The 18,294-nt window shown below is 46.5% G+C and carries 18 protein-coding genes; 3 read left to right on the top strand and 15 right to left on the bottom strand.

The annotated features are described in order from the left end of the window. Positions 1–17 precede the first annotated feature (17 nt). The 7 genes from EL173_RS09940 to EL173_RS09905 all read right to left on the bottom strand — a co-directional run bounded on the left by EL173_RS09940 (position 18) and on the right by EL173_RS09905 (position 6,900). A complete protein-coding gene (locus EL173_RS09940; protein WP_005692960.1) occupies positions 18–1,394 on the bottom strand; it encodes a hypothetical protein in 1,377 nt (458 codons plus the stop codon). Positions 1,395–1,568: 174 nt separating this feature from the next. Next, positions 1,569–2,984, bottom strand: a complete 1,416-nt coding sequence (locus tag EL173_RS09935) for an IS5-like element ISLrh2 family transposase (protein ID WP_019728464.1) — start codon at positions 2,982–2,984, stop codon at positions 1,569–1,571. Between the two features lie 301 nt (positions 2,985–3,285). Next, positions 3,286–3,516 (bottom strand): hypothetical protein, encoded by a 231-nt coding sequence (locus EL173_RS09925; protein WP_005690384.1) that lies wholly within the window; start codon positions 3,514–3,516, stop codon positions 3,286–3,288. Positions 3,517–3,574: 58 nt separating this feature from the next. Then, positions 3,575–4,990, bottom strand: coding sequence for an IS5-like element ISLrh2 family transposase (locus EL173_RS09920; protein WP_019728464.1), 1,416 nt, complete (start codon positions 4,988–4,990; stop codon positions 3,575–3,577). Positions 4,991–5,116: 126 nt separating this feature from the next. Then, the gene (locus EL173_RS09915) at positions 5,117–5,824 is read right to left on the bottom strand and encodes a hypothetical protein (RefSeq protein WP_019728502.1); all 708 of its coding nucleotides are present in this window, start codon (positions 5,822–5,824) and stop codon (positions 5,117–5,119) included. Next, a complete protein-coding gene (locus EL173_RS09910) occupies positions 5,817–6,533 on the bottom strand; it encodes an ATP-binding cassette domain-containing protein (RefSeq protein ID WP_005692962.1) in 717 nt (238 codons plus the stop codon). The genes EL173_RS09915 and EL173_RS09910 overlap by 8 nt, the downstream gene beginning before the upstream one ends. Next, positions 6,523–6,900: a GntR family transcriptional regulator gene (locus EL173_RS09905; RefSeq protein WP_005685986.1), complete on the bottom strand. Its 378-nt coding sequence runs from the start codon at positions 6,898–6,900 to the stop codon at positions 6,523–6,525. The genes EL173_RS09910 and EL173_RS09905 overlap by 11 nt, the downstream gene beginning before the upstream one ends. Before the next feature lie 166 nt (positions 6,901–7,066). On the opposite strand from EL173_RS09905, the gene EL173_RS09900 reads away from it, so the two are divergent. Then, complete coding sequence (locus EL173_RS09900; protein ID WP_005692966.1) at positions 7,067–7,924, top strand: alpha/beta hydrolase; 858 nt, start codon at positions 7,067–7,069, stop codon at positions 7,922–7,924. A 103-nt stretch (positions 7,925–8,027) separates the two neighbouring features. On the opposite strand, the gene EL173_RS09895 is transcribed toward EL173_RS09900, so the two are convergent. Together EL173_RS09895 and EL173_RS09890 are read right to left on the bottom strand one after the other, a co-directional pair. Further along, the gene (locus EL173_RS09895) at positions 8,028–9,059 is read right to left on the bottom strand and encodes a helix-turn-helix domain-containing protein (RefSeq protein ID WP_014571428.1); all 1,032 of its coding nucleotides are present in this window, start codon (positions 9,057–9,059) and stop codon (positions 8,028–8,030) included. Positions 9,060–9,171: 112 nt separating this feature from the next. Beyond that, entirely contained in the window at positions 9,172–9,909 is a 738-nt protein-coding gene (locus EL173_RS09890; RefSeq protein ID WP_005692970.1) for a sulfite exporter TauE/SafE family protein, read from the bottom strand. A gap of 346 nt (positions 9,910–10,255) precedes the next feature. Here EL173_RS09890 and EL173_RS09880 point away from each other — a divergent pair, with 346 nt between their 5' ends. Continuing rightward, positions 10,256–11,659 carry an MFS transporter gene (locus EL173_RS09880; RefSeq protein ID WP_005692972.1) on the top strand — a complete coding sequence of 468 codons (1,404 nt, stop codon included), beginning with the start codon at positions 10,256–10,258 and terminating at the stop codon, positions 11,657–11,659. Between the two features lie 147 nt (positions 11,660–11,806). On the opposite strand, the gene EL173_RS09875 is transcribed toward EL173_RS09880, so the two are convergent. The 6 genes from EL173_RS09875 to EL173_RS09850 form a co-directional block, all read right to left on the bottom strand. Then, positions 11,807–12,439: a TetR/AcrR family transcriptional regulator gene (locus EL173_RS09875; RefSeq protein ID WP_005692974.1), complete on the bottom strand. Its 633-nt coding sequence runs from the start codon at positions 12,437–12,439 to the stop codon at positions 11,807–11,809. Then, positions 12,436–14,052: an ABC transporter permease gene (locus tag EL173_RS09870; protein ID WP_014571427.1), complete on the bottom strand. Its 1,617-nt coding sequence runs from the start codon at positions 14,050–14,052 to the stop codon at positions 12,436–12,438. The genes EL173_RS09875 and EL173_RS09870 overlap by 4 nt, the downstream gene beginning before the upstream one ends. After that, complete coding sequence (locus tag EL173_RS09865; protein ID WP_005692978.1) at positions 14,039–14,956, bottom strand: ABC transporter ATP-binding protein; 918 nt, start codon at positions 14,954–14,956, stop codon at positions 14,039–14,041. Before EL173_RS09865 ends, EL173_RS09870 begins: the two co-directional genes overlap by 14 nt. A 305-nt stretch (positions 14,957–15,261) precedes the next feature. Beyond that, positions 15,262–16,050 (bottom strand): NADPH-dependent oxidoreductase, encoded by a 789-nt coding sequence (locus EL173_RS09860; protein WP_005692979.1) that lies wholly within the window; start codon positions 16,048–16,050, stop codon positions 15,262–15,264. Between the two features lie 75 nt (positions 16,051–16,125). Next, on the bottom strand, positions 16,126–16,971 hold the full coding sequence (locus EL173_RS09855; protein ID WP_005692981.1) for a DUF1129 domain-containing protein: 846 nt from the start codon (positions 16,969–16,971) through the stop codon (positions 16,126–16,128). A 131-nt stretch (positions 16,972–17,102) separates the two neighbouring features. Further along, positions 17,103–17,441, bottom strand: coding sequence for a PadR family transcriptional regulator (locus EL173_RS09850; RefSeq protein ID WP_014571425.1), 339 nt, complete (start codon positions 17,439–17,441; stop codon positions 17,103–17,105). A gap of 231 nt (positions 17,442–17,672) precedes the next feature. On the opposite strand from EL173_RS09850, the gene EL173_RS09845 reads away from it, so the two are divergent. Further along, complete coding sequence (locus EL173_RS09845) at positions 17,673–18,290, top strand: NADPH-dependent F420 reductase (protein WP_064522070.1); 618 nt, start codon at positions 17,673–17,675, stop codon at positions 18,288–18,290. Positions 18,291–18,294: the final 4 nt, after the last annotated feature.

The following is an 18,294-nucleotide window of genomic DNA, read 5'->3' as shown; positions in this document are numbered from 1 at the left end:
ATGATCCCTCTACTTTCCTATCCATTGACATAAGCTTTTCTCTTACCCTTTTCCAACCAATAAATCGGTGCAAAACAAAGGAAGAATAGGGAAAATATCCCCAGCGTCAATAAAATATTTACTGTCCAATTTGCCCGGAAAATATCACCGCCGCCTAAAAAGGCAACCCTTAACAACGGAATCGCAAATAAAAGTGTTCCTAAAAAAGTAATGAGAATCGAAAGAATCGCAGCCGTGCCGATCTCCGTCAATTTGAGTTCAAAAATCCAACTTGGCGTACACCCGGTAAAAAAGTAGTTATCTGTTTCTTTTTGCGTTTTCATCTTGAAAAGACTAATTGAAGTGACAATATTCGCCAAGCTAATCAAGATCGGTGCACCAAAAACAAAAACTAGACTAACAATCAAATCGTAGATCGCACTTTCATCATTTCTACCGTCTACTAACATTTTTGTATTTAAAAATAAGGCAATAAAATTCCCAATCAGTAGGGCAATAACACTAACTGGTCGAATTAGCTTGATCATATTTTCTTGATGGAACTGCAAATCATAAAAAGCAGAACGAATCAACGGATGTTTGGTAATCGATGGCAGATGGGCAACCATCTTTACCATTTTGATAAATAAAGGACGAATCAAAAAATTCATGGCGACAATCAGCAACAACCATAATAGTAATAACAGATTCATTGCATTTTTCATACTATTCGTATAATCAGCCACGCTACTGGGATCTGGTATCGCCTTCAAAAATAATAGCACCGTTCCAACGATACATCCGATGATTGCCAGAGTACCGATGACCATCCCACCATTTTTCTTGCCTTCTTCTCGATCAGTGGACACTCTCCCTTTTCTCCGGCGATAATTTTTCAGGCAATATCTCATACAAGTCATACTGATCAAGACCGTTTGTATCAAGAGGACGATTCCTATCGTGTTTCCTGTCAAAGCAATTGGTAAACTGGACAATGATTGTGAACCAGCTCCTATAGGTAAAAGGCGTAAAAATCCTCTCGCAGCCGGTACTACAAATAGGATCCCGAAACTAGCACCTATAATACCTGTCAGTAGCATTTGTCCAGTCATCAAAAAACTCAGCTGTATTGGTGATGCACCTAGCATAAGCAGAATATCATTGGTGTCATCAAAAAAATCAATGCATTGCTTCATAGCATTATTTGTGAATAAGCAGAGTATCACACCGCCGATTACTATTGGCACTTGTAGAAATACCCCATAATCCACACCGCTACTTGCATCAGCACTACTCAAGGCACTTAACAAAACGATAGCGGCACCAAAAACAATCCCTGAGATAATGAAAATTGGAGTCACCGCTAACCAAATTCTCCAGTGCTTTATAAATAGCTTTGTAACTACTCTATTCATCGTCTTCCCTCCAATTCAAGATATTTTTTCACATTAACACGATAAAAAATCGAAATAATCAGTTTCTGGTCCAATCATTTAAGGTTAACGGTGATGCTAGGATTGAAATTCTTCTGTATAAAACGGATATTACTTAGTTTCAACCCATTTTTCCAGTAAGTAGTGCCTGGTGATTTAGGCTGCGGTTTCTGGCCGAATTTCAGTCACTTTATAGTTGATTTGATAATGCAGGCCACCCTGTTCGACCACAATAGAAATTGGTACAGAAAAAAGCTTAAGGAGGAGGTCGATATTTGCCAATGCAATCGCGCTATCCACCGTTACCACCAAGGACTCAGCCGTTCTGGTGTTCACTAAGTCAAGCCCAAGTGAACCTTTCAAGAAGGCAAACTTGCGCTCAATGGCACCGCGACGGTTTTCCGCACTGACATCGGCTTTGCGCTGTTTCGGATCCACATGTTTGGGCTTTCGACCCAGCTTTGGCCCATTAAGTTTAATGCCTAGCTTCTTACACAGATTGATGTTATCTCGCGTGCGATAGAGAGTATCGACCAGCACCTCATCCGGATATTCACCCACTAGGTCAAAAGCATGGTCAAGCGTTACTTCAAGATCAGTGCTTTCGTTAAATGAATTGAAGTCGAAACGCTCTACATCAATCACGCCATCCAACATGGAACAGTCAATCTTGGCGCCAAACTCAACGGACTGCTTTGCCTTACCTCGCACGATTGGCCGGATATACGGCTGTTGAAGGCTAACGATGCGATTCTCGACATGGTGAGTGTGGTTCTCAAACATGAAGAGCTGCTGCTCATAGACTTGTTTAATCACTTCCAGACGCTGTGCTTGCCAATCAGTGAGCTGACCGCCTTGCGCAAGCAGTTCCGCCACATATCGCAGATCTCTTCGGATGTATTGTAGCTGAGCCTGAAGCTGTTTGCGGCGTTCCTTGTTTTGACGCCGCGGTTTCCTCGAAAAAGCGGTCCACTTACCTTTTGCTTCACGTCTGTACGTCCGCGGAATTTCCACACCTAACCCGTGGGCCAGATCTGTGACCATTTGTTCGAGATTCAAACGACTCTGGTTAAGCAGCGTTGTATCTTGGGGATACTTGATCTTGACCGGAACGGCAGTCGCATCACTAATCAAAACATGTGTCCCCTCAGGTAGATCGGCCTCCAACCGCTCGCGCGTGAAGTCATTAGTAATGTTGCGGATCAAATCTGAGATGGCTGAAAGCCGTTGGCGAAAGTGCACCAACGTTGTGTGTTCAAATGGCTTCTTAGCGCGATATTCGGGTAATCCGATGAAGTACTGATAGGCTGGTGTATCACGGATATCGTCGACAACTTGGCGGTCGGTCAGGCCTTTCTTCAACTGGATCAACGTTGCGCCATAAAGCAATCGAAATGGCTTCGCTGCTCGGCCGGTTTTTGAAGGGAACTGTAATTGGTATGCCTCTTCAAGTTTGGCCCATGGGATCAATTCTGCATATTGAACCCACTCGTTGTCCGGGCTGAGCGGTGTTCCCAGAGCGCTTCCAAAGGATTCAAGTGATAGTTGCGTTGCTTTTTGACGATAAACCATGATCAATTCCTCCGATAGGTCAGCGATAAGTGCAAGGGTAAATCCCAAAGCATAGGCATTTCGGGCAAATAAGGCTTACACTTATTATACACTTAACTATTGTCAAAGCCTATCATGAAAGTACTTTTATAGTTTTTCACCATCCACTAGAGTAAAGGTTATTATTCCGATAAATCCAGCTATTGCAAGTTTAATGATTTTTTTCATTTGAGTTTCACTCCTTTTGAATTTTTTAATCATTCTTCTAAAAAAGCTGACACAAATACGTGTCAGCTTTTTCGCATCCGGCAGGTCTACTACCTTACCACCAGCATGTCGCCCAGTAACCCGCTCCCGTAGCTAAACCACCTGCTCCACCTGCGCCCAGAGCGGTGAGGAATCCACCGGGAAGTCCACCAACGAACCCGCCAACAAAAGCATTTCCCATTGCTTTATTAGCTTCGTTCGCTGAGCATTTACCACGGCCACCATTGATACCTTGGAGTTGATCCTCACCTAAGGCATCGTACAAACTAAGAGTTGTCGTCATCATATTCGCTCCATTTCTTTATTTTTTAGAAAACTAGTTTTCCTATGTAGTGCCTGGTGATTTAGGCTGCGGTTTCTGGCCGAATTTCAGTCACTTTATAGTTGATTTGATAATGCAGGCCACCCTGTTCGACCACAATAGAAATTGGTACAGAAAAAAGCTTAAGGAGGAGGTCGATATTTGCCAATGCAATCGCGCTATCCACCGTTACCACCAAGGACTCAGCCGTTCTGGTGTTCACTAAGTCAAGCCCAAGTGAACCTTTCAAGAAGGCAAACTTGCGCTCAATGGCACCGCGACGGTTTTCCGCACTGACATCGGCTTTGCGCTGTTTCGGATCCACATGTTTGGGCTTTCGACCCAGCTTTGGCCCATTAAGTTTAATGCCTAGCTTCTTACACAGATTGATGTTATCTCGCGTGCGATAGAGAGTATCGACCAGCACCTCATCCGGATATTCACCCACTAGGTCAAAAGCATGGTCAAGCGTTACTTCAAGATCAGTGCTTTCGTTAAATGAATTGAAGTCGAAACGCTCTACATCAATCACGCCATCCAACATGGAACAGTCAATCTTGGCGCCAAACTCAACGGACTGCTTTGCCTTACCTCGCACGATTGGCCGGATATACGGCTGTTGAAGGCTAACGATGCGATTCTCGACATGGTGAGTGTGGTTCTCAAACATGAAGAGCTGCTGCTCATAGACTTGTTTAATCACTTCCAGACGCTGTGCTTGCCAATCAGTGAGCTGACCGCCTTGCGCAAGCAGTTCCGCCACATATCGCAGATCTCTTCGGATGTATTGTAGCTGAGCCTGAAGCTGTTTGCGGCGTTCCTTGTTTTGACGCCGCGGTTTCCTCGAAAAAGCGGTCCACTTACCTTTTGCTTCACGTCTGTACGTCCGCGGAATTTCCACACCTAACCCGTGGGCCAGATCTGTGACCATTTGTTCGAGATTCAAACGACTCTGGTTAAGCAGCGTTGTATCTTGGGGATACTTGATCTTGACCGGAACGGCAGTCGCATCACTAATCAAAACATGTGTCCCCTCAGGTAGATCGGCCTCCAACCGCTCGCGCGTGAAGTCATTAGTAATGTTGCGGATCAAATCTGAGATGGCTGAAAGCCGTTGGCGAAAGTGCACCAACGTTGTGTGTTCAAATGGCTTCTTAGCGCGATATTCGGGTAATCCGATGAAGTACTGATAGGCTGGTGTATCACGGATATCGTCGACAACTTGGCGGTCGGTCAGGCCTTTCTTCAACTGGATCAACGTTGCGCCATAAAGCAATCGAAATGGCTTCGCTGCTCGGCCGGTTTTTGAAGGGAACTGTAATTGGTATGCCTCTTCAAGTTTGGCCCATGGGATCAATTCTGCATATTGAACCCACTCGTTGTCCGGGCTGAGCGGTGTTCCCAGAGCGCTTCCAAAGGATTCAAGTGATAGTTGCGTTGCTTTTTGACGATAAACCATGATCAATTCCTCCGATAGGTCAGCGATAAGTGCAAGGGTAAATCCCAAAGCATAGGCATTTCGGGCAAATAAGGCTTACACTTATTATACACTTAACTATTGTCAAAGCCTATCATGAAAGTACTTTTATAGTTTTTCACCATCCACTAAGTAGACGTTGATAGCAGAGATGAGGGTAAAGATGATGAGGAAAACAGCGATCACGGCACCGAAATTGTAAGTGTGTAACGGCATGAACAAGAGGCGCTGTAGTTGATTGAATAGATATGAAGCGATAACAATGACGACTAAATAAATGCCCCATTGAACAATACGAATCCGGGTTTCTGGTAAGAACGCCATGATGGTGACGGATAACATATGCACGAGGCTGACAAACGCCCAGATGAAGAGGCAAGTTAGTGCGATGATAATGAAGCCTTCGATAATCTCTGGCCAGGCACTAGCAGCTGGCAAGTGCATGCCACGACCGGAAAATTCCAGGCCACCTAATACAAGCCCTTCAGCAAGGCTATAACAGGCAAAATTAACCGCCGTGCTGAATAGATTGGCGGCATACAGTTTCAAATTTGTGATCGGAACGGCACGATAATAATTATTAACCCAGGTATGTTCCTGTTTAATCGTGAGCCGAATAAACAGATAGATGGTGCCAAATAAGACATAAGGTGAAAGCATACTGTAAATGAATTGTGGGGATAACTTCGGGGAACCCGCAAGATAAACCAAAATAACGGTAATGACAGCTGCGACTATCGTGACAATAAATGTATTGACTGCTGTCTTAAATCGTTGCCGAGTCAGCACTTTTGCCATTGTCCAGGTATTAGTCATTGCTTTTGCCTCCTTGATACAGACTTTCATAGTAAGCTTCCACGCTCATGCCGGTTTCCGCGCGGAGCTGTTCCGTGTTTTTATGGGCGACAATATGTTTATCTTTTAAGACAACGATTTCATCAAGAATATTCACGATGTCGTTAACGTGATGATCCGAAATAATCACGGTGGCGGCATCGGGTTTCCAAGCGATCATGTTGCTGATGAGTCGTTTGCGGGTCATACTGTCAATGCCTTCAAAGGGTTCATCAAGCAGATACAGTTGGGTTTCGCGGGCCAAAGTCAACGCGGCGATGAACTTTTTACGATTCCCGGTTGAAAGGGCGTTGAGTTTTTGGTGCAGGTCCAATTCATATTCAGTGGTGAATTCAGCGAACGCCTTTTCGGAAAAGTCGAGGTACATCATGGCATAATCGATGGCGATTTGCTGAAGGGTGCGACTGGCGTTGACACCTTTGAGTGATTCGCTGAAATTGCTGAGTTGTTTGCGATCGACAATGCTTTCTGAGGCGCCGATTTGAATGGTGCCGGTAAAATTGGTTGCCAAACCGTTTAACAGTCGCATCAAGGTGGTCTTCCCGGCGCCATTCGCACCAAGCAAACCGATGAAGTGGCCTTGGTGGACGTTGAGATTAAGATCGTCCAAAATCAAATGACGATTGCGTTTATAAGTAAGATGTTCTGCTGAAATCATGCTAGTTGTCATGGTGTTCCTCCTGTTCGTCAACATACTGAGAAAAAGCGTCCTTCATTTCGTCTGCCGTTAGATTCAAGTCGGCTAATTGACGGTATAAATGGTCAAGTTCGGAGCCGATGACGCGTTTTTTCATATCGATCAGCACTTTAATGTCATCAGTAACGAAATTACCTCTCCCCCTACGCGTCACGAGTACGCCTTCTTGAATTAACTCGCTTAACGCACGCTGCACCGTGTTGACGTTGACGGTTAACTCAGCGGCAAGTTGGCGAACCGCTGGCAGTTGCGCGCCTGATTTGAGCCGATCGGTAATAATGGCTTGGTAAAGATATTGTTTGATTTGAAAATAAATCGGCACCTTATCATCGAATTCCACGGTGTCCCTCCTCACTAGTGTATTAGCTATCTATTACACTATATCATTAAACGATGACATTGCCAAGGAAGTTTGACAACTATTTTGAAATCAAGAGCCTTAAACCTCAAAATCAAGGTAAGCGTGGTACAATGCAAAGCAAGAAGCATCGGGAAGAGCGAGGCGAATGATGACGAAAAAACGGGGAAAAGTCCTTCTAATCATTAGTATCTTTCTTGTTGTCAGCGGCGGCGCGTGGCTGTGGCTGAATCGCGGGGTGACCCCTTCGACCAAACGGGTTGCCGGAACCTACCAGACGCCTACCATTTTTGTTCACGGCTTTGGTGGCGGCTATGGTTCTGAAAAGGACATGATTAACGATCTCAGCAAACATCCCGGATTCCGCCAAGTCCTACGATATACGGTGACCAACACCGGACAGCTTAGTGTTAGTGGGTCGTGGTCGCCAAGTATTCGGCATCCATTAATCGCGGTGGTGTTTAGTAGTGGCCGGCCAGATGCACCGACACTGGATAAGATTCTAAAACAAGTCAAGAAGCGATATGGCGTTAAGGCCTTTAATGCAGTCGGTCATTCTGCGGGTTCGACGGCTTGGGCAGAATGGTCCCTCATGCCGGATAAAAAAGGGACGCCGGCATTGGAGAAACTCATTACGATTGCCGGACCTTTCAATGGCTTTCCGGGGATGGGCGGCATGAATAGTGGTCTTGATATTAAGCTGGCCAGCGATGGCCGACCGAGTACAATGTCGGATCGGTACAAACCGATGTACGAGCATCGCCAGTATTTTCCCAAAACAGCCGCGGTTTTGAACTTGTATGGAAATCTAGGCAAAGGCTCAGATGGCCGGGTGCCGGTTAACTCAGCCCGGTCATTGCGATATCTGGTAGCAGATCGTGCCAAAAGTTATACCGAGCGCGAGATTACCAACAGCAAGGCGCAACACAGTAAATTACACGAGCATAATCCACTGGTGAATCGGTACTTGTATGAGTTCTTAAGTACGGGGAAGATTAACCATTAAGGATCGCCAGCACAAACAAAAAACCTCATCACAAGAAAATTCGCGGTGAGGTTTTTATTTGCAGTTTGGTAGTTCCTAAAAGCCTAATTGGCCAAAAGGTATTTTACGCATCAAACTGGTGGATGAGTTTTTGAAATTCAGGGTCGTCTTTTAAATAGTCCAGTTCAGGATCAGCAGCAAAGCTTTGGGCTAATTGTTTTTGGGCTTCTGTAAGTGATGCGATTGGCTGAAGCTTAGGTAAATGCTTTAGAACTGCCGGTATTTTTCGATCAATCTTGTCGATGGACTTTTGAAGTATGGCGATGGCTTCTTTAGGTTTGTTGGCAGCTTTTGCGAGTCGTAGTTGTGAATCAATTGCCCAGGGACTGTACATATTGAAAACAGCATCAAACTTGAGGAGTGTATCGACATAAAGCTGAGCCGTGGCCAGTTGGTGATCGGCGATGGCAACTTGAGTTAACAAATTGAGGACAATGGTAAGGGCGGAGAAATCGCTTGTAAGCAGCTGTTCGCCATCAACATAAGCTTTGTCAAACTGTCCTTGGCTCAACTGGAGTTTAAGCTTCAGCGCCTGATAAGCAACGGTTTCGGATGGTAGATTTTGAAGCTGCTTTTCCGCCGCATCGAATTCGTGCTCGCTTAAAAAGAATTGGAATAACCCTTCCGCTGCGATCTGAGCTTCTGGCAAACTTGAATGCGGTCGTTCACTTGCTTGGTAAAGTTGAATAATTCGCTCCCGAACTGCTGGCCACTCATTTGTCGGGATGTCAGATTTTAAACCTTGAAGAAACGCTGGTACCATCATTTGCAGCTGCGGTACAGACGGATATTCGCGTAGTTCTTCATCAACCAAAGCAACTGCCGCCTTCCAGCCATCCTTTTGGGCCGTTGCGGTTAGTTTCGTATAGAAACGACGCAGTGCAGCTGGATCTAAGTCAGCCGAAAAGTCCAACAACGTATTCACATCCGTGTTGAGATTGCGTGCGAGAATCGGCAGCAACGTGATATCAGGATAAGAAATACCTTTTTCCCATTTACTAACAGCCGGCGACGTGACACCAACTTTTTGCGCCAGCGCTTCCTGAGTTAAGCCTGCTGCCAGGCGTTTAGTGCGAATAATCTGATTTAAATGCATGATGATCACCCCTTTTGATCACCTTCATTATGATGGTGCTTCTTAGTGAAGACAATGGCGGCGTTTTCAAGTTGCTGGCAAATTTTTTAACTGATGGTTAAGTTGAAAATCATTACCATACTTGTTCGATCGCCATGACGACTAAAAGCAAACCGAGGAGCGGACGTAAGATGGCGGTCAACTTACGCGGGTCAAAGCGATTGAGGATGCGGGGTGTGATTGCGGCACCAACCAGCGAGCCGAGCATCAGGAGGCCGCCGACTGTCCACGCAATTTTTCCTTGAGTGGCGTGCAGAAAGCAACCGATGATGGATAAAGCTACTAAAGCATAAGATGAGGTTGCAGCGGCATGCGGCATATCCAAACCCATCAACATCAAACCAGCCATAATCGGGCCGCCACCACTTAGTCCGGCAACGCCAACCATTAAGCCGCTAATCATACCAAGCACATAGGCGAACCATGCCGGCTGGGTGGTCTTCTTTGCTTTACGCCCAAAGGATTGGCGCAACATTTGAACGCCAAGAACCATGAAAATAATCGCAATCGACCATGAATAAACCAGTTCCGGTATGTAAGGTGCGGCCAGACTACCGACAACCGTTGCTGGTACTGCCGTCAGCAGAATCCGGTTGCCGGCGTGAAAACGCATATTGCCAGTGCGATAGTGACTATAACACCCCACCGCCAACGCCGGAATCGCCGTAAACAGCGATGTCGCCGCCGCAGTACTCGGTGAAAGATGCGCAACGCCGGTCATAATACCAAGATAAAAAGCACCGCCGCCACCACCCATGGTCATAATAAATGCCCCGACCAAAAAGCCGAGAAGCACTAAGATAATTGTCATTATAAAAATTCTCCTAAACTAAAGTGAGTGTGAGCCAGCCCGGTTTTTGCGCTGAAGAACGCACTATATTGAAATGCGAGCCATCCTCTATACCGAACCTGCGCAGTCACGTTTACTCACGATTAATATAACCGAAAACCATAAAAATATTTGCATCAAGTATCCTTATCTTACCTCATTTCACAAATAGTTTTCATCGCAACCCGCAATCCAAAAGCAGAATTTTCACCAATCAAGCCGAAATTCAATGTTGTTACTGAAAATAATCCGGCCTATCATGAAACTATAACGCAATTGCCAGCAGGGTTTGCTAACGGGCCGGCAGTCGTATACAGAAGGGTCGATCATGACAAAAACAACCATTGAAGCAAAAGAACAGAATACTCGCCACGCCTTATTCGTCATCACCATTGTCGCCTTAATGTCGTTTTTTGGCGTTTTGACGGAAACTTCGATGAATGTCACATTTCCAACGCTGATGCATGACTTTCATGTGTCGTTGACAACCGTGCAGTGGGTGACATCCGGTTATTTGTTAGCGGCCGCTTTGGTCATGCTTAGTTCAGCGTACATGAAACGCCGCTTTACCAATCGCCAATTGTTTATCACCGCGGCATTGCTTTTTATTATTGGCGATTTGATGTGTGCTTTGGCGCCGGTATTCTGGGTGTTGCTGATTGGTCGGCTGGTGCAGGCAGGGTGTGTTGGCTTGTGCGGACCGCTGATGGTGAATATTATTTTGGACACGGTGCCGACCAGCAAGTTAGGGACGTATATGGGCGTTGCTAATTTAATCATTCTCATCGGACCGGCTTTGGGGCCAACTTTTGGCGGTGCAGTTGCTAACTTTTTTGACTGGCGCATGATTTTCTGGAGTACGCTGCCGTTTGCCTTATTGTTATTAATTTTAGGACAAGGGCGGATTAAGCAGTACACGCATACTTCCGCATTCGCGTTTGACTGGTTGCGGTTTGCTGCGTTAGGGGTGGCGCTGATCAGTCTGACGGTCGGCTTGAATGGGGTGAGTGATCGAACGTGGGCGCTGGCCGGTGTGGCTGGTCTTGTGGTGGTGGTTGCCATGCTGGTTTTCCTTTGGCTGTCAAAACATCACGCCAAAGCTCTGTTTAAGCTGGATGTTTTCCATGACGCAGGCTTCCTGTATAGCTTTTTGCCTTACATCTTATTGCAGTTTTCCAATGTCGGCATTAACTTCTTGCTGCCTAATTACGTGCAAACCGTGGATGGGGCCAGCGCGTTTGTCGGTGGGTTAATCTTGTTGCCTGGCAGTGTGTTTAATGGACTTGGTCAGCCTGTATATGGGTGGATGCTGGATCATTTTGGCGGACGGCTGCCACTTTTGTTAGGCAATAGTTTGTTTACACTGGGCATGTTGGGCTTTACGATTTGGGGGCGGCATATTAGCGTGCTATGGGTCACGGTGCTGTACCTGATTTTTGCCATTGGCCGCTCGATGGCATTTGGTAACAGCACGGCTTATGGACTGAAGGTGATGGCACATCAGTATCAAAGCGACGCCAATGCGCTGTATAGTACCGGCCAACAAGTTACCGGTTCAATTGGCACCACGGTGTTGGCCGGCATGATGACCGCCGTCACCGTTCCGGGTTTAACCCACGCCCAAAACGTCGGGATCGGCAGTCAGCTGGCATTTGGCTTGTTGCTTCTGATTGGGTTGGTTAATTTTGGGTTGTATCTGCGACTCTTTAAAGCTACTAAAAGTCAGGATTAGTTAGACAGGGAAAAACTCAGGCAACTCGCTAGCTTTTGTGCGGTAGCGGCGTGCCTGAGTTTTTTGTGGGTGACTTGATTTACATGGTTTGAATACGGGCATTCGATGCAAAACTGATAATAATCAGAGACTAAACCGACTTTCCTATCAATCAGGTAAAAACCCATGCTCGATAATTTTCAGCTGACGATCCATCTGGTCCACGACAACCTGTAAATCATCAAAGTTGCGGTAATGGCCGGTTGCAATCATCCGGGTGGTGGTAGCCGTTTGCTGGGCAATGACGGCGGAAACCACACTAAAAATGTCAGCAACCGAAACACCGTCCCGGCGCGGGAGTTGCTCGATTTTTTGGCGGAAAATACGGTTGGCTTCAGCCGAAATTGCCTGGGTTTCTTGCTGGATTTGTTGCTGTAAGGGTTTAGGAAAATGCGATAAGTCGGCATAAGCCTGCATCATAAGGCGATACTCGTCCGGAAATTTCAGCTGCAGTTGCATCTCGTATTTAACGGCTTGCGTCATCATCGCTGCCAGTCCTGGTGCGTCCTGCCATTTATGGGGGTTCATATGATCATAAATACGATGATACGCGGTTTTAAAAGTATCTAGATAAAGGTCTTGTTTGTTACCGAAGTAGTGGAAGATAAGCCCCTTAGAAACACCTGCCGTTGCGGCAATATCATCGGTTTTGGTTTTAGCAAAGCCTTGTTGGCCAAAAGCGGTGGTAGCCGTTGCGAGAATTCGGGTGACTTTTTGCGGATCATTGACGACATTTTTCATACGCTCAAGTCCTGTCTGCGGTAACCGGCCATTCCCAATATAACTAGGATAATGGCGCTAATGAGCATCACGGGCAGCCATGGTTGGGCCAGCGTTTTGAGTGGGACATCGGCAATCCAGCCAAATGGCGTAAAGTCGGCGGCGTGTTTGGGCAAATCGAATAAGCCGCGGAAGACTTGCACAATCAGCCCGGCGCCCATATACAACCAGAAAAGATTGCTCAGGCGCGGCCATAAACCAGACAGGGCGATGCCTAACGCAATGAAAGCCAAGACAGCCGGAATGCCACCAATAAAGAGTCGACCAAGGTACTTCGCTGGCAGCGGATGACTCAGCACCTGATTGCCGGTGAAAAACAAGGCGAGTAAGCCAACTGTCAGCACCAAAACGCCGGCTAACAAGGCCATGCCATTGTAACTGGCGCTGATTAAAATGCGGGTTGGCTTTTCGGCGTGAATGATGCTGAGATAGCCGTGCTGATCGTCATGTTTGAGTCGAAAGGCAATCTGAACGCCCGCTGTCACCGCCAAGGCCACAAAAATGCCCATGTACATCGCCAAAAACGAAAGCACCATGGTTTGATTGGCAGCGTTAATTTGGCTGACATCCAAAAGTTTTCGATAAATTGGATTGGTTTTCAGAATATCACCTACGCCACCGAGCACGCTGCCCATCACGCCGCCAAAAACAACGGCCCCGACTAACCAGCCAGCCAACAAGCCGCGTTCGGTGCGCCAGACTAAAGCAGGCATGGAGCGCAGCCAGTTTGCCGCTCGCGGACGGCCACCGTTTTCAGCAATGATCCCCGTGCCAAGATCCCGTGTTTGGGCGATCATGACGGCCACGCCTGCAAGCAGTGCGCTGACGATAAGCCCTAAAAGCAGGGGTACAGGGTTGTTGTCGGTATAAAAGTTGGCTTTTTCAAACCAGCCGATTGGTGAAAGCCAGGTCAGCTGTTGATGGTTGATATCGGTGACTAGCCGCATGAGATAAGCAATCATGAGTACCATATAACTCAGCATGCTGGCGGTACGACTGTTATTGGCAAGCTGGGAAAATAGCAGTGCAATCGTGCCGAAGACAAAATTGGCAACGACCATTCCTAAAGCAAATAGCAAGTCGCCTGCAAGGGTCGCACCATCCATTTTAATGGCGACCAAGCTGATCAAGTAGGTGAGTCCCATAACGAGACTGCTAAAAATCAATTCGAAAATAGCCGCAGTGACAGCGGCGGTGCGGCCAACATTGCGTGCACGCACCATTTCCAGCAACCCGCTTTCTTCTTGCCCCCGCGTGTCGCGAATCATCAGCGGCATGACCCACAATGCTTGCAGAATGATCATGAACACAACCATAACGCCAGCAAAGATAATAGCCGAGTTATAGGTGACAACTTTTGGCGTGGCACCAAACATCGCCGCCATGCCTGGTGCTTGCAGCATTTTGACGATATCCTTCGCCCCAGCTGTGCCGTTTGCAAAAGCTGCTTCCAATTTGGCAGCTCCACTGATGATCATCATGATGAGGATCACAAGCCAAATGCCAGAAAATTTGAAGTTTTGTTTCAAATTAGCCTGGAATAGGTAACCAGCATGGCGATTATTGTGCCGCATGATCAGCACCTTCTTTTTCGTAATAGCGCATAAAGAGATCTTCCAAAGTTGGCGGCGTGACTTGCAAATCCAGGATCGCATGGCTAGCTAAGGTTTGCATGATCGCACTTAGGTCATCGCGATCAGCAGTGAAAATGGCCTTCGTGTGCTGTCTCTCTGGAAAGGTCAGCTCATGAATACCGGTTGATTGGGTCAAACTATCCAAAGCCGTTGTCGACGTGACTTCAACGCGTAAACGCGATAAATGCTGCATTTGGGCGAGATTGCCACTTTCAATCACGCTGCCGTCACGAATAATCACAATCGAGTCACACATTCGTTCCACTTCTGACAGAATGTGACTGGAGAGCAAAACACTTTTTCCCGCCTGCTTGAGTTTAAGCACTTCTTGTTGAAAAGTTTGCTCATTCAACGGATCCAGTCCTGACGTTGGCTCATCGAAAATGTAAAGATCAGCGTCTTGTGACAAAGCGGCGATGATCGCAACTTTTTGGCGGTTACCTTTTGAGTAGGTACGGGCTTTTTTCTTCGGATCAAATTCGAATCGTTGCATCAGTTCATCGGTTTTTTGATTATGAGTCCGCCCGTTTAAGCGGAGTAACAAGTCAATGATTTCGCCGCCGGACAAATTCGGCCACAGATAAACATCGCCCGGGATGTAAGCAATTCGCGGATGAATCGCAGCATCATCATGCCAAGCGTCCTTGCCAAATACGGTTACCGAGCCGCTGGTTTTCTTTAGTAACCCCAAAATAATCCGAATCGTTGTCGACTTGCCAGCACCATTCGGCCCTAAAAAGCCTAAAACCTGGCCTGACGCCAACGTAAAACTGACATCTTTTAAAGCCTCAAACTTACCAAATCTTTTTTGAATATGGTCAAGTTCGATAACATTTGTTGTCATGACTAACCTCCTAAGTAAAGTGAGCGTGAGTCAGCGCGTGTTTCTACGGTATGGTGCGTGCGGATACCAAGTCGTTGAACGAACCGAGAGCCGATGTTTTCGTTACAGTAGTCAATCATCGCTCATTTCAACCGAAGTATAGTCGCCATTGACCCATCAGTCAACAAGAAATTGACTGGTGGGTCAATAATTCTTCATCTATTTTAAATGCTCGACAGAAGACACAAAAATAACCGCTTGATCAACGCTTCAAGCGGTTAGTATTGTTAACAATACAGGTATGGACCAAAAAGAAAAACAAACGGTTAGCTTTCAGGGAAGAAGCCTTGATGACGCATCACATCAAATAAATCAGCGCGTTTTGCCGGCGTATAGCTTCCGGCACTCACTGCGAGGTCGGTGTAGGTCTCCTTACGATGGGAACCATGACGGGTGGCGTAATAATTATGCACTGTTTGATCATAGTCGCTCAGTACATCTGCTTTTGGCGCCGGTTCACCATAATGATTGGTGAAAGCAACCAGCGACTGAGGCATGCGCGGCTTTTCGTCTGGCTGGTCAGCTGGCAAGCCCACTGCTAAGCCTAACAATGGAAATGTGTACTTCGGCAGATGCAATAAATCAATCATGGCTTGGGCATCATTTTGAATACTGCCTAGTGTGACGGTTCCAAGACCCAGGCTTTCAGCGGCCACCACCATATTTTGCAGTGCCAAGGTAGCATCGGCGCTTGCCTGGAGAAACTTGTCCATCCGCCCAACGCGATCAAGCGGGTGATTGGCAGCGGCGGTCAAGGTGGCAACGCGATTCAAATCAGCAATAAAAATAAATAATTCCCCAGGACCGTTTAAATAGCCTTGTGTGCTAATTTCGGCAATTTTAGCCCGGATTTGCGGATCGAGAATATGAATAACCGAAAACAGCTGCAGATACATGGAACTTGCCGTATGCTGAGCGACATCAAGCAATGTGCGGATCGTTTGCTGGCTAAGCTGTTCCGGTTTAAATTGCCGAATCGAGCGGTGGTGAAGCTGGTGCCGGATGGTTTCATTAGGGATCAAAATAGTCACTCCTTCAGTTGGAACGTATGCCATCTATTGTAGCTGAATTTGCGGCCTAGAAAACCCGTTGGCGCGAATTCTCGTACCGACACGCGATACACGCAACGGTTAGTCTGGATGGCGGCGTTGATAAAACCGGTAAACAAGTCCTCCAATCGCGAGTGAAAAGAGCACAAGCCCAATGATAACGACCCATTTCCACGGACCTAAGTTGACTTTAGCTGTTAGAAAAGGCTTGGTTTGTGGAAGACGAAGAAGCAATCCTAAAACGAAGTAAAACGCAACATAAAGATAGAAGAAAATGTTGAACTCATTTAGATGCTGGACGAATGGGAAAATAACGATAATGACTAAACCTAAGACAATAACCGCGAGTGATACTTGGGAGGGAAGCGTGATCCGCCAGCCGGTTTTAACAAAAATTGACACGAAAAACATAACAGCAAAGACAATAATGCTAAAAACGATTAAACTAAAAATTTGAATACGAGTGTGTTTTGCAAAAGCAGAACCACCTAAAAGCCAAACAAAACACCAGCTGCCAATAATTGCAATGACGCCGCAAAGAAATGTCATCCCGATATCAAGGGTCATGACCGGGTTAGCTAGCTTCGGAATCCACAAAATAAAAAACATCATGAAAACCAGTTTTAAATTAAACCAGAAGAAGTCAGCGAGATTGAACGGAATCGTCTTCAGCAAATCATTGGCCGTTGCTTCCGGATTCTGGCCAAAATAAGCAGCAGCCTCAACCCCATCCGCCTGAGCATCAATTAAGTCCTGCAAAATAGTTAACAAGTTTTGCTCGACTTGATAATCATCGCGTAAGAAAGATTTTCCTCTTAAGTAAGTCAGCAGATTCTCGTAATAGTCACGGTTTTCCTTAGTTAACTGTTTACGTAGTTCATTGTTCTCCGCAACCATCTTTTTGACTGCTTGTTTCCGTTTTTTCATCGTCAAGGCCTCCTCGTATAAGTGCGCGTGAACTGGCGCGGTCAGAAGTCGAAGTGTAAGTAGCCTTAGCCGCAGACTTCTGCGTCAGTGAACGCGTTATGGAGCGTGAACTAGCGCGATTGTAACCTGTTCTATTCTTCCGGTTGATCGGCAATAAGCTGTTCGACATGATCCTTAAGTTCCGACCATTGCACCATAAAAGTCTGGCGGGCAGTTTCTCCCAAAGGCGTCACGGCATAGTATTTACGCTGCGGGCCATCCGGTGACGGGCGCATATGGCTGACTAGCAGGCCTTTTTTCTCCATCGTCATCAATAGTGGGTAGATGGTGCCTTTGGGGACGTCGCCAAATCCGAAAAGATCAAGCGATTCACTGATGGCATAACCGTATTGTTCTTTTCGCGCCAGTAAAATAAGCAAGCACCCTTGTAAAATTCCTTTTAGCATCTGACTGTTCGCGTCGGCTGCCACGTGCATCGCTCCCTTTCGACTAGCATGTTTTACATACTAGTAGTTTAAACCGACTTAACTAGTTTGTAAACCATAATAGTGGAAAAGAGACAACTGGCCCAGTCTGTCTGCTAAATTAAATAATTATAAAAGATGTAATATCTGCACGCATAACAAGGATATAAAAGCTTATTTGCCTCAAAAAGCAATGGCGCGATATAATTAATGAATAATGAAGGTGTGTGATGATGAATGAAAATCGGGATGATTGGTGCAGGTTATGTTGGTCAGGTTTTGACGCAGCTTTTTGTGCGGGCGGGGAATACCGTCATGCTGGCTCATCGCGGTTCGGTGGATGCATTAGATGATTTGGCACGCGTTTTGGGGGCAGCAGCAGGTACAGTTGAGCAGGCAGAGGCGCAGGATTTAGTCGTGTTGGCGGTGCCGTTTTTTGCGATCAAAGCGTTACCGTTACCAACCGGAAATGATCCGATTATTGTGGATGCAACCAATTACTTTCCGGATCGGGATGAACGGATTCCCGAGATTGAATGTCATCAAAAAGCAACGTCACAAATGGTCGCGGAACATTTTCATTCACACCGCGTTGTCAAAGCCTTTAATTCAATTGAAATGGCGGTATTTGCACAGCTGGCACGTCCCAATCGGTCGGTGGATCGCATTGCGCTGCCTTATGCCGGTGACGATCCTCAGGCTAAGAAGCAAGTGGCGGCGTTAATCTGGGCAATTGGTTTTGAGCCGTTTGACTTAGGTGATTTGGGCGCTAGTTTGGCGGCGCAGGCTGACGGGTCGCTTTTTTTAGTCAACGAAACAGCACCGGTTTTGCGACAGCATCTGCATCAAAGTTAGCAAC

This window comes from Lacticaseibacillus rhamnosus (assembly GCF_900636965.1).
In the GTDB taxonomy this organism is placed as follows: domain Bacteria; phylum Bacillota; class Bacilli; order Lactobacillales; family Lactobacillaceae; genus Lacticaseibacillus; species Lacticaseibacillus rhamnosus.
Note: the sequence above shows the minus strand (reverse complement) of the source record. Positions and strands in the feature narration are given on the sequence as shown.